This is a genomic window from Leifsonia sp. ZF2019, assembly GCF_019924635.1.
Classification (GTDB): domain Bacteria; phylum Actinomycetota; class Actinomycetes; order Actinomycetales; family Microbacteriaceae; genus Leifsonia.
In genome coordinates this window covers 319830-331791 of sequence record NZ_CP065037.1, presented here as the reverse complement: position 1 = coordinate 331791, position 11962 = coordinate 319830, and the positions used below count along the sequence as shown (strand labels likewise).

Genomic DNA, 11962 nt, shown 5'->3' with positions numbered 1-11962 from the left:
GACGGCGGGAAGACTCACGCGGCGCGACTAGGGCGTGTCTTCTAACCGTTGTTGTGGTCGTGGTGCAGGCTGGGCGTTGTGTCGCGGTCTCGGGTGTTGTCGGATTCTCAGTGGGAGCGGATCGCGTCGTTGATGCCGGCCCCGTCGCCGAAGGGCGGTCGCCCGTTCGGTGATCATCGTTTGGTGGTCGAGGCCATCATTTGGCGGTATCGGACCGGGATTCCGTGGCGGGATCTGCCGGCGGAGTTCGGTCCCTGGCAGACGGTCTGGAAGCGTCACAACCGATTCAGTCACGACGGCACCTGGGACCGGGTGCATGCTGCGCTGTTGACTGAGGCCGACGCGGCCGGGGTGCTGGATTGGACGGTGAGCGTGGATTCCACGATCAACCGAGCCCACCAGCATGCGACCACCTTCGCCCGTGTCGAGGAGCCCGCGGGCCGCCGCCCCACCAACACCCCAGGGGGCACGATCGAATCACAAGAATCTTCGTCAGGAACCCGCTGACCACGCGATCGGCCGCTCGCGTGGCGGCCTGTCGACGAAGATCCACCAACTCGTCGATGGCAACGGACTCCCGCTTGTCGTGCTCCTCACGCCGGGCCAGTCCGGTGATTCGCCGATGTTTGACGCCTTGATGGGACAGCTCCGAGTAGATCGAATGGGTCGAGCTCGCACCCGGCCCGACGCCGTCCGCGGCGACAAAGCGTATTCATCACGCGCAATCCGCTCCCACCTCCGCCGACGCGGTATCGCGGCAGTCATCCCCGAACCCGACGATCAGAAGCGACACCGCCTCAACCGCGGCAGCGCGGGCGGCAGACCACCCCGATTCGACGCGATCAACTACCGAGGACGGAACGTCATCGAACGCGGCTTCTGCGACACCAAGCAATGGCGAGGCCTCGCCACCCGCTACGACAACCTCGCCGTCACCTACCGGGGAGCAGTCGTCCTCCGCGCAATCACACTCTGGCTCAAACGGTTAGAAGACACGCCCTAACCGCGAAACCGCAGACTCACGATCTGTAGGAGAACTGCGGACGAGCGATGGGTATCAGTTAGAGCACTCTTCCAGGCCCGAGGTTGCCGGCCGTTGTGAGGGGCGTGAGGAACGTTCTGGTGACAGGTTGACCTGCCCCACGGATTAGGTTCCAGTTTCGGTGGCTAACTGGTGGCCTGATCCGTAAGGCTCATCCTCGTGCCCCGTCCCTATCCGCAGGAGTTCCGTGCGCGCGCCGTTGCACTCGTGCGTGCCGGTAAGCAGGCCAAGCAGACCGCCGTGGAAATCGGCATCCACCCCATCACGCTCTCGAACTGGATCCGCCCGGATGACATCGACAATGGCCGCCGGCCCGGTGTCCCGTCGTCGGAGTCGGCTGAGCTGCGGGCCGCGAAGCGCCGTATCCGCGAGCTGGAGACGGAGCTGCTGATCGTCCGGCAAGCGGCGAAGTTCCTCGACGAGGAGCGGCGAACCTTCGGGTTCCACTTTCATTGGCACCCCTTCACGCTGACCACGCCGACGCAATCGCGGGCTGGAGGATGCCTCCGTGGCGGCCGAACGAGAGCCCCTGCGAGCCTCCAGCCTTTTTGCCGGAAGCCCTGCGGCGATAGTAGCGAGGGCTCGCCTCTCTCCGTCGATTACGCGCCATCGGCAACATCTTCTGGTGTGGAGCGGCATCGGTGACGGTGGCCTACACCAGAATGGTGTGTCACACCTACCAATTGGAGCATCAAAATCGGAACTTCCTATCGTGTGAGCGATCTCGCCATTCAATCCGACATGGACGTCGAGGAAGTGCTAGTCACCCTTTGGTACGCCGACATCGAATACGTCAGCGAACCAACGTCCCGCATCCGCGCCAGCGACCTCAATAGGGCGCTCCGCGCGTGCGGACAAGCAGGTAGAGGCGATCGCCGCAAAAAGACGTACTGGGCTGAACGACTCGGGATGGATTCTGGTGAGCTCGAGCGCGCGCTGGCGGGTCTGGGATACGCGTCTTCGGCTTACGCGCGTACGGTCCCTAAAGGTTCGCAATCAAGATTAGAGCGCCTCGCTTCAACAATGGGCGCAGAATCTCCGACGGCTGTTGACCTGAGATCTGCCGAGGCCGACGAATTGCCGCTGGCGAGCCCACTGGTGTGGCGGGAGATTGGCCAGAAGAAGCCAATGTCCTACCTGACGGTCGACGAAGTGGAAGCTATTCATGGCGCACTCGAAAGCGACGCAAACGAAGCCAATGACCCCATCTGGCCGCCAGGAGTGAAGAATCACGATTCGCTAGCAAGCGCGCTGACTCGGCCTCAGACTGGTAATGGCGTCGAGCCGAAGTATCCCACGGTGGAAATGGCCGCAGCAGCGTTGGTGCACTCGCTCGTGCACAACCATCCGTTTCACAACGGCAACAAACGCACAGCGGTCGTTTCCCTACTCGTATTCCTCGACCGCCACAGCGTCTGGCTCAGGGACACCGTCGACAAAGATGCACTCTTCAAGTGGATGCTCGAAGTGACCAACCATCGCATTCTGAAGAAGGGCTACATCTACGACCAGATTGCCGATCGTGAAGTCCTTGAGATTTCGGATTGGATCAGGAAGAACTCGCGATCGATTTCGAGAGCCGAACGACCGATCACGTGGCGCCAGCTTCGGTCCATCCTTACGCACGATTTCGAATGCGAGATCGAGCCGAGGACATCTGGCGTGGTGGTTCGCCGTCCAATCGAAGAAAGAGGCTTCCTGGGGAGAAAGAAGGTGCGCTATCGCACTTTCCAGTTCGTCCCTGGCGGAGATGGCCGCGAGATCGGTCCGGGAACGGTCAAGAAGCTGAGACACGAATTACACCTCGACGAAGCTCATGAGGTTGATTCGGTCATCTTTTATGGCGAGGAGCGGAGCGCCGACGATTTCATCCTGCAGTACAGGTCGTTGCTTAGAGCTCTTGCGAAGGTCTAATCGCTCGTTAAGCCAACGCCGTGCATGGGAACTACCGGCCACCTACATTGGCTGGCCGGCGGAACGAAGTTCGCCAGATCCGAGCTGCCGCGCCTCCTCAAGCATGAGCCGTGGGGTTTTTGTGGGGTCTGGGCCAAATTAAGCCACAAGAAATATCCCCTGACCAACACCTTCAATGGCGGAGACGGAGGGATTTGAACCCTCGGTCCCCTTACGGGGACTCCACCTTAGCAGGGTGGTGCACTAGGCCTGACTATGCGACGTCTCCTGAGCGCCCGCGAGCAGGCGCACGTGAGCCATCATAACGGACGCGGGCGGCCCGTTCGGACACGGGGTTCTCAGGCTCCGTAGGTGGCGAGGCGGGAGATCTGGTCGAACATGGTGGTGAAGAGCATGATCATCCAGATCGTCGTGACGATGAAGGAGAGGGCGGTCACCCCGATCATCGCCCACAGCGGCGCCATCCCGCGCTTCTGGGCGACGGAGCGGACGATCACGGTGCGGCCGATGACGTAGACGAGGCTGCTCAGGAACGACCAGGCCCAGTGGAACGGGCGGACGACGCCGCGGCGGGTGAGCTCGCGGTGGTCGAGCCAGCTGAAGACGACCGTGGCCGCGTAGGTCAGCCAGCTGACGCCGATGAGCACGAAGTACCAGGGGCCGCCGATGACGGCGAGCGGGTCGACCATCGGCCTGGGGTCGTTGAGGTCGATGGTGGGGATTCGGATCTGGATGGTCGGCAGCAGCAGGATGCTCAGCACCGGGAGGAGCACGACGAGCCAGATCCAGACCGTGCCGACCGGCGTCGCCGGGTTCAGCTCGGGGCGCGCGGGCTGGACGGGGGCGTAGTACTGGGGCGCGACCGGCTGCGCGGGCGCGACCGGCTGCGCCGACGGTGCGATGTGCGCCGTCCACTGCACTCCGTCCCACCACCGCTGCTGGGGTGCACCGGAGGGGTCGGGGTACCATCCCGCGGGGACTCCCTCGGGAGTCCCGTTTACGTCGGTCATGTGCGCCTCCATCCCGCAGCCGCCGATACGACCACCTTCGCGACCCTATCGCGCCGTCCCGTCGCGGGCCGCGAGGTTCACGTCGTTGCGCTCACAGCGGCGTTTTGAGCGCAACGACGTGAACCTCGCCGGTCTACTCCACCGCGGGCGGAGTGCTGTGGACGGTGCGCAGCATGGCGGTGACCATCGCGTTGGCCACGGCGATGAGCGGCACCGCGAAGAGGGCGCCCGCGACACCGGCGATCCCGGTTCCGGCGGCGACGCCGACGACCACGGCGAGGGGATGCACCTTGACCGCGCCGCCGACCAGCAGCGGCTGCATCACGTGCGCTTCGAGCAGATGCACGAGCAGCACACCGGCGAGCATGATGATCGCCTGCACGGGGCCGGCGAACACCAGGGCGATCACGACGGCGATGACGCCGGAGACGATGGCGCCGATGACGGGGATGAAGGAGGCGAGCAGCACGACGACGCCGATCGGGACGGCGAGCGGCAGGCCCAGGAAGAAGGCGACCAGGCCGATCCCGACGCCGTTGACCACGGCGACGAGGATCTGGACGCGCACGAAGCTCGTGAGGGTGCTCCAGCCGGCGTCGCCCGCCGCCGCGATGGCCGGGCGGCCGGTGCGCGGGAAGAGGCGGGTGATCCAGCGCCAGATGCCGTGGCCGTCGATGAGCATGAAGATGGTCGCGAAGACGGCGATCAGCGCGCCCGCCAGCAGGTGGCCGGTCGTCGAGCCGACGCGCACCACCCCGCCGATCAGCTGTCCGCTGTCTTTGCGGAGCAAGTCCCCCGCACTGGCGACGTAGCCGGAGAGCTGCGTGTCGGTCACGCTCCACGGCGGCTCGCGGAGGGTGTTGCGCAGGCGGTCGTACGCGGCGACCGACTCCCGCTCCAGCTGCGGCAGTCCCGCGCGCACCTGCCACACGACGAGCATGACCAGTCCGGCGACGACGGCGGCGAACGCGACGAGTGTGACCAGGATCGCCAGCCACTTCGGCCAGCGGTGCCGCACGAGCGACGACACCGCGGGCTGCAGCAGGGCCGACACGAGCAGGGCGACGAGCAGCGGGATGACGATCTCGTGGAAGACGATCACGAGGTAGACGACGACCGCCGCGAGCCCGAGGATCACGAGCAGGCGCCACGACCACTCGGAGGCCGTGCGGACGCCGGGCGGGACGGTCGATGCGTCAGCGGATGCGCCGTCCGGCCGTGGACGGCTCCAGGGCAGCTCCATCAGGAGTCCATGCCGACGGCCGGCTCGCCCACGAACCGGTGCGCCTCGTCGGCGAGCTCCGGCCAGTCCTCGGCATCCGCGATACGCACCCAGGCCCCGGCGGCCTCGGCTCGCGCGGCGGGAACCGTGGTCGCGATCCCACGACCCACCAGATCGGCGGCGCGTTCGCGCGGCAGGTCGACGACGAGCTCATCGCGGTCGAGATAGGCGAAGAGCCGATCGTGCACGTGCAGCCCGGTCGCCGTCGCGGAGACATCGAGGTCGGGATCCTGCAGCAGCCGGGTGGTGAGCAGATCGAATGCGGTGGTGGGGCTGTCGGTCACGGGATGTCCTCTCGTCGGGTTCGACTCCATCCAACGCCTCCCCGCCGCGATTTTGACCGAATGAGGCGAAAGCGCGCCGCAAATACGACCTTCGGTCCACAGCGCCGACGAGTGAACCCCGCTAGAACGTCTCCACGTACTCCTCCGGCGGCCCCAGCTCGGGAGCGGCGCGGAACTCGATCCGCTCGCCGGAGTGCTCGAGCTCGAGCAGCGTCACCGTGTTCCCGCCGGGACGCAGCACGGGCGCCGGGACGTACAGCGTGACCTGCGGGCCGATCTCCCAGTACCGCCCGAGCAGGAAGCCGTTGACCCAGGCGAAGCCCTTGCCGAATCCGGGGAGGGCCAGGAAGGCGTCCGCCGGCTCGTCGGCGCCGAGCACGAACCGCGCCGTCGAGAACCCGGCGCCCGCGGCTCCGCGAGCCGCCCGACCGCCCGCCAGCCGCGCGACCTCCCCCTCCCCCCACTCGTCCAGTGGCACGGGGCGCGCGGTCCAGCCGTGCACCAGGCGGCGGCCGACGCGCACGCCGCCCAGGATGCCCTTGCCCTGGCCGAGCAACGGGCCGTAGTTGATGCGGCCCTGGTTCTCGACCAGGATGCGCAGCTCGACAGCGTCGCCCGCGCCCGTGACGGCGAGCGAGCCGTCGGCGTCGAGGGTCCCGACGCGAGTGCCGTCGACGAAGACCTGAGCGCGGTCGTGCAGACCGGCGATCGTCAGCGTGCACTCTCCGCGCGGGAGCCGAGGCGTCGCGCGGTAGAGCACGAGCCCGGAGGCGATGCCCAGCTCCTCGAAGCTCGGCGGGGTGGGGAAGGGTCTGCCCGCGACCGGGAGGCGGTCGAGCGCGGGGAGGAGACCGGCGCCGGGCACCACCGGAACGGTGCGGGGCGCCAGGATCGGCGGATCGGCGGGCACCTCGCGCAGCCGGCCTCCCGCTGCGGCGAACCGCGACCGGAACGCGTGGAACTTCGGCGTCACGGCACCGTGCTCGGTGATCGGGGCATCCGAATCGTAGCTGGTGATCGTCGGCTGCAGCCGGCCGTCGTGGTTCGCCCCCGCCCACAGGCCGAAGTTGGTGCCGCCGTGCGCCATGTACAGGCTGACGGAGCCGCCCGCGTCGAGGATCTCACCGAGGGTCGCGTCGGCGCTCTGCACCGTGCGCACGTGGTGGCGCTCGCCCCAGTGGTCGAACCAGCCGTTCCAGAACTCGGCGCACAGCAGGGGCTCGCCCTCGCGCCGGGACCGCAGCAGGCCGAACGCCTGCTCGGCGCGCGAGCCGAAGGTCGCCGTCGCGAGCACGCCGGGCAGGCTGCCGCCGTCGAGCATGAGGTCGGTCGGACCGTCCGCGGTGTAGAGCAGCTCGGTCGCGCCCCGGTCGACGAGCGCATCCCGCAGCCAGGTCAGATACGACGCGTCGTCGCCGTAGCTGCCGTACTCGTTCTCGACTTGGAGGGCGACGATCGGTCCGCCGTTCGACGCCTGCAGGGCGGCGAGCCGCGGGACGAGGTCGTCGAACCACTCGGCGACGGCGGAGAGGAACGCGGGTTCGGAACTGCGGGCGCGGGTGCCGACGCGCGCGGTCAGCCAGGCGGGCAGGCCGCCGTTGTCCCACTCGGCGCAGATGTACGGGCCCGGGCGCACGATGACGTCCAGGCCGACCTCGCCCGCCAGGCGGACGAACGCCTCGAGGTCGCACCAGCCCTCGAAGGAGGCGGGCCGGTCCGCCCGGCGCTGGTGGAAGTTCCACGCGACGTACGTGTCGACGGTGTTGAGCCCGAGCGCCGCCAGGCGCTCCAACCGGTCGCGCCACTGGGCGGGATGCACGCGGAAGTAGTGCAGGGACCCCGAGAGTACCTGGTGGGGCGCGCCGTCGCGCAGCAGCACCCCCTCCTCGTACGTCAGCAGCGAGGAGGTTCCCGTCAGCGTCACTTCACGGCCCCCGCGGTCATTCCGGCGCGCCAGAACCGCTGCAGCGCGAGGAACGCGACGATCAGCGGGATGACCGACACGAGGGATCCGATCACCACGAGCGGCGGCGGGACGGCGACGTGGCTGGCGTTCCAGCCGACGAGGCCGACGGTCACCGGCTGCATGCGGTCGTCCCCGAGCACCATGGCCGGCAGGAGGTAGTTGTTCCAGATCTCGACGAACTGGAACAGGAAGATCGTCACCAGCGCGGGCAGCATCATCCTGGTCGAGATCGAGCGGAAGATCCGGAACTCGCTCGCGCCGTCGATCCGCCCCGCCTCGATCACCTCGTCGGGCACCGATTGAGCGGCGAACACGCGCGCCAGGTAGACGCCGAACGGGCTGACGATGCTCGGCAGCAGCACGGCGAGCGGGTTGTTGATGAGGTGCACGCCCGAGAACATCAGATAGAGCGGCAGCGTGAACAGGATCTTCGGCACGAGCACAGCGGCGAGGATGACGCCGAACAGCGCCCCCCGGCCCGGGAAGTCGTACTTCGCCAGCGCGTAGCCGCCCATCGCGGAGAGGAGGGTGCCGATCGCGGCGCCCACTCCGCAGTAGAGCAGGCTGTTGAGCATCCACTGCCAGAAGATGCCGTCGCCCTGCGCCGTGAGCCGGACGAGGTTGTCGAACAGGCCGAAGCCGTCGAACCAGAGCCCGTTGCCCGAGAACTGCTCGCCGAACGGCTTGGTCGCCGAGACGAGCAGCCACCAGAGCGGGAAGAGGAAGTAGACGGTCGACACCGAGAGCAGCACCAGCACGACGGTGCGGCCCAGCGGAGTGGTGTCGCGACGCGGGCTCAGGCCTCGTGCGTTCGGACGCCGTGTAGTCGGACGCCGTGTGGTCGGACGCCGTGTGGTGAGGGCGGTCACGCCGTGTCCCCCTTGCTGGTGAGTCGGAAGAAGACGAACGAGATCACGCCGACGAGCACCGCGAGGATGACCGACTGCGCGGCCGCGTACGGGTAATTGCCGGCGCCGACCGCGGCCTGGGCCGACATGATCGGGGTGAAGGTGGACGACACCGAGCCTCCCGAGATCGGCTGGAGCACGGTCGGCTCGTTGTAGAGCTGGGCGGAGCCGATGATCGAGAAGACGGCCGTCAGGATGATCGCGCTGCGCACCATCGGGATCTTGATGCTCCACGCCGTCCGGAAGGCGGAAGCGCCGTCGAGTTTGGCCGCCTCCAGCACCTCGGCCGGGATCGACTGCAGCGCGGCGTAGATGATGATCATGTTGTAGCCGGTCCAGCTCCAGGTCACGATGTTCGCGACCGACCACAGCACCGTCCCCTCGTCGAAGAACGGCAGCTGGATGCCCAGCGGCGCGAGCAGGTGGTTGATCGGGCTCGACGTGGTCGAGTACATGAACGACCAGACGAGCGCGGCGCTCACGCCCGGGATGGCGTAGGGCAGGAAGCTGGAGAGCCGGAAGAAGCCCTTGCCGCGGGCCGACTTCGAGTCGATGAGCAGGGCGAGCGCCAGCGCGAGGCCGAGCATGACCGGCACCTGCACGATGCCGAACAGCGCCACCCGGCCGAGCGACGCGACGAAGTCGGGGTCGCCGAACGCGTGGAGGTAGTTCGCGAAGGGGTCGAACTCCTGGGTCGGCGCGGTCAGGCCGAGGCCGGAGCGCTTGACCGTGAAGAGGCTGCTGACGAAGGCATAGACGATCGGCGCGATGTTCATCGCGGCGAACAGCACGACGAACGGCCCGAGGAACAGCAGCGGCGCGCGCCAGCTGAACGAGCGGCGAGGCCGGCGCGCGCGTCGCAGCGCGCGCGTCCCGGCGTCGCTCGCCGCCGGTGGGGTCGCCGGATGCTCGGCGACGGCCAGTTCGGTCACGTTTCCTTCTCTCCGCCCACGGGATGCCCGTGCGCTGTCACGACGGGATGCGACGGGCCGTCCCGAATCGGCCCGTCGCATCCCGCTCCCCCGTTCCCGCTCTCGCCCTACTCGGAGACCGTCAGGCCCTGCTTCGTGAGCTCGGCGACCGTCTTGTCCTGCGCGCTCTTCAGCGCGTCGGCGATCGTGCCCTGACCGGCCCAGGCCTTGCCCAGCCCGTCGTCGAGGTCGGCCGCGGTCTTCGTCATCACCGGACCCCACGTCCAGTCGGGGTTGACCTGCGGTGCGGCCTTCGCGAAGACGTCGAAGATCTTCTGGCCGCCGAAGTAGGCGTCGCCCTCGGTGAGCGCGGGCAGATCGGCCAGGTCGGTCGCAGCCGGGTAGAGGCCGGCCTTCTGCACGAGCGTGTTGTACGTGTCCTTGTCGGTGCTCAGCCAGTGGGCGAACTCCCACGCGGCCTTGGTGTCCGAGCAGCCCTTCAGCACGGCGGTCGCCGAGCCGCCGGCGTTGCCGACCTCGTCGTCACCCGCCGACCACTGCGGCATCGGGGCGACCGCCCATTTGCCCGAGCCGTCGGCGGCGCCGCCCTTGATGACGCCCGCCTGCCAGACGGCTCCGACCACGGTGGCGATGCTGCCGTCGCCGAGGCCGGTGTACCAGGCCTGGTCGTACATCGGCGCGCTGCTGATCAGACCTTCCGAGACGAGTCCCTGCCAGTAGTCGGCGACCTTCGCGTTGGCGTCGGAGGCCATCGTGACCTTCCAGGCGTCGCCGTCGACGTCGAACCACTTCGCGCCGGTCTGCCAGGCGAGGCCCGCGTAGTCGTAGTCGAGGTAGGGCGACGAGATGAACTTCGTCGGGTCGGCGGCGTGGATCTTCTCGGCGTCGGCCTTGTACTCGTCCCACGTCGTCGGCGCGCTCAGCCCGAGCGAGTCGAAGACCTCCTTGTTGTAGAAGAGGCCCATCGGGCCGGTGTCGACCGGCGCGCCGTAGACGGCGTCCCCGATGCTGACCGACTTCCAGGCCGCCGGCTGGAAGTCCTTCTCGTCGGCCTTCGCGACCGACGAGACGTCTTCGAGCGCGCCCTGTGCGGCGAAGCTCGGGAGAGTCTCGTAGCCCACCTGCGCGAGGCACGGCGCGTTTTTCGCGGTGACCGCGTTGAGCATCTTCTGGTAGCCGCCCTTGGAGCCGGGCTGCACCTCCTGGTACGTCACCGTCACGTCCTTGTGAGCGGCGTTGAACGCCTTGACCGCGTCGGCGTAGCCGGGGGCCCAGCCCCAGAACGTCACGGTGGCCGGCTTCGCGTCGTCGCCGGAGCCGGATCCCCCGGAACAGCCGGCCAGGCTCATGATGCCGAGCGCGACCGCCCCCGCCGCGCCCGCCAATCGGATTGCTGCTGACTTCTTCACTGCCTCTCCTTTGAACACAGATACCCTTCAGCGGGTTCGAGAAGCGAGTGTCGCACAGAATGATACCGATAACAACAGTTCCGTCAGGATTGCCGTAATCGGTCAATGGATCTGCGTGATCGCAACGATGCGCCCGCTATCATTGCCAGCATGGCCAGTACGGAAGCACGGGAGTCGGCGCCGAAGCCGCCCGGGATGACGGATGTCGCGCGCGTCGCCGGGGTCTCCGCCCAGACGGTCTCGCGAGCGCTCAGCGGGCATCCGAACGTGCAGGAGAAGACCCGCGCGAAGGTCCTCGCCGCCGTCGAGCAGCTCGGTTACCGCATGAACAACGCGGCGCGCATGCTGTCCTCCGGACACAGCCGGACGATCGGGATCGTGCTGCTGCAGACCAGCTTCTTCTCGCGCACCGCCGTCACCGTCGGGGTCGAGGAAGCCGCGCGTGACGCCGGCTACTCCGTCAGCTCGGCGACCAGCCCGTCCCTCGAGCCGACGGCCATCGAGGAGGCGATGTCACGCCTGGCCGACCAGGGCGTGGAGGGCATCATCCTGGCGCTGCCGCTCATCCACGTCACCCGCGGCATCGAGGAGCTGACCCGCGCGATCCCCACCATCACCATCGACGGATCGCGCACCTCCTCCACCGAGATCGTCGCCGTCGACCAGTCCCAAGCCGCACGGCTGGCGACGCAGCACCTGCTCGATCTGGGCCACAAGACCGTCTGGCACGTCTCCGGCCCCACCGAGTGGCTGGACGCCATGAGCCGCAGCGAGGGATGGCGCAGCACGTTGGAGGCGGCCGGGATCACTCCCCCACCCGAGCTCAAGGGCGACTGGTCCCCGGCCTCCGGCTACCAGAACGGGCTGATCCTTGCGCGCATCCCAGAGGTCACGGCCGTGTTCGTCTCGAGCGACGAGATGGCGTTCGGCGTGATCCGCGCCTTCCACGAGCTCGGCCGGCGCATCCCGGAGGACATCTCCGTCGTCGGCGTGGACGACATCACCCTCGCCGAGTACTGCTCCCCCTCGCTCACCACGGTCGCGCAGCCCTTCGGCGAGATGGGTCGCCTCGCGGTCGAGCACCTTCTGCGCTACATCGCCGACCCGCACACGACCCTCGCCCCAGCGTCGGTGGAGCCGACGCTCGTGGTGCGCGCGTCGACGGCGGCGGCGCCCGCGACCGCCTGACCCGGAGCCCCGCGGCGGCCGGCGCAC

Annotated in this window: 9 protein-coding genes, 1 tRNA gene and 2 pseudogenes; 4 read left to right on the top strand and 8 right to left on the bottom strand. The window is 68.0% G+C overall.

Annotated elements, in window-relative coordinates:
- Nucleotides 1–78: 78 nt before the first annotated feature.
- From IT072_RS01595 to IT072_RS01585, 3 genes and pseudogenes are all read left to right on the top strand, one after another.
- Nucleotides 79–1003: pseudogene (locus IT072_RS01595) on the top strand (IS5 family transposase).
- A 198-nt stretch (nt 1004–1201) separates the two neighbouring features.
- Nucleotides 1202–1468, top strand: a pseudogene (locus tag IT072_RS01590) (transposase); the annotation flags it as partial.
- Nucleotides 1469–1756: 288 nt separating this feature from the next.
- Nucleotides 1757–2956 (top strand): type II toxin-antitoxin system death-on-curing family toxin, encoded by a 1200-nt coding sequence (locus IT072_RS01585; RefSeq protein WP_223359049.1) that lies wholly within the window; start codon nt 1757–1759, stop codon nt 2954–2956.
- Between the two features lie 176 nt (nt 2957–3132).
- Here the strand turns inward: IT072_RS01585 and IT072_RS01580 are convergent.
- The 8 genes from IT072_RS01580 to IT072_RS01545 form a co-directional block, all read right to left on the bottom strand.
- Nucleotides 3133–3224, bottom strand: a tRNA-Ser gene (locus IT072_RS01580).
- Nucleotides 3225–3294: 70 nt separating this feature from the next.
- A complete protein-coding gene (locus tag IT072_RS01575; protein WP_223359048.1) occupies nt 3295–3966 on the bottom strand; it encodes a DUF2510 domain-containing protein in 672 nt (223 codons plus the stop codon).
- Nucleotides 3967–4099: 133 nt separating this feature from the next.
- Complete coding sequence (locus IT072_RS01570; protein WP_223359047.1) at nt 4100–5209, bottom strand: AI-2E family transporter; 1110 nt, start codon at nt 5207–5209, stop codon at nt 4100–4102.
- Nucleotides 5209–5532, bottom strand: a complete 324-nt coding sequence (locus tag IT072_RS01565; protein ID WP_223359046.1) for a hypothetical protein — start codon at nt 5530–5532, stop codon at nt 5209–5211. The genes IT072_RS01570 and IT072_RS01565 overlap by 1 nt, the downstream gene beginning before the upstream one ends.
- Before the next feature lie 121 nt (nt 5533–5653).
- Nucleotides 5654–7456: a glycoside hydrolase family 35 protein gene (locus IT072_RS01560; RefSeq protein WP_223359045.1), complete on the bottom strand. Its 1803-nt coding sequence runs from the start codon at nt 7454–7456 to the stop codon at nt 5654–5656.
- Nucleotides 7453–8367 (bottom strand): carbohydrate ABC transporter permease, encoded by a 915-nt coding sequence (locus tag IT072_RS01555; protein WP_223359044.1) that lies wholly within the window; start codon nt 8365–8367, stop codon nt 7453–7455. Before IT072_RS01555 ends, IT072_RS01560 begins: the two co-directional genes overlap by 4 nt.
- Nucleotides 8364–9338: a carbohydrate ABC transporter permease gene (locus IT072_RS01550; RefSeq protein WP_223359043.1), complete on the bottom strand. Its 975-nt coding sequence runs from the start codon at nt 9336–9338 to the stop codon at nt 8364–8366. Before IT072_RS01550 ends, IT072_RS01555 begins: the two co-directional genes overlap by 4 nt.
- A gap of 107 nt (nt 9339–9445) precedes the next feature.
- Complete coding sequence (locus IT072_RS01545) at nt 9446–10747, bottom strand: extracellular solute-binding protein (protein WP_223359042.1); 1302 nt, start codon at nt 10745–10747, stop codon at nt 9446–9448.
- A 150-nt stretch (nt 10748–10897) separates the two neighbouring features.
- On the opposite strand from IT072_RS01545, the gene IT072_RS01540 reads away from it, so the two are divergent.
- Complete coding sequence (locus IT072_RS01540; RefSeq protein ID WP_223359041.1) at nt 10898–11935, top strand: LacI family DNA-binding transcriptional regulator; 1038 nt, start codon at nt 10898–10900, stop codon at nt 11933–11935.
- Nucleotides 11936–11962 lie beyond the last annotated feature (27 nt).

What these genes read in the sequence shown, in the direction of transcription:
- IT072_RS01575 (WP_223359048.1), bottom strand. Translation starts at nt 3,966, where the DNA reads ATGACCGACGTAAACGGGACTCCCGAGGGAGTCCCCGCGGGATGGTAC.
- IT072_RS01570 (WP_223359047.1), bottom strand. Translation starts at nt 5,209, where the DNA reads ATGGAGCTGCCCTGGAGCCGTCCACGGCCGGACGGCGCATCCGCTGAC.
- IT072_RS01540 (WP_223359041.1), top strand. Translation starts at nt 10,898, where the DNA reads ATGGCCAGTACGGAAGCACGGGAGTCGGCGCCGAAGCCGCCCGGGATG.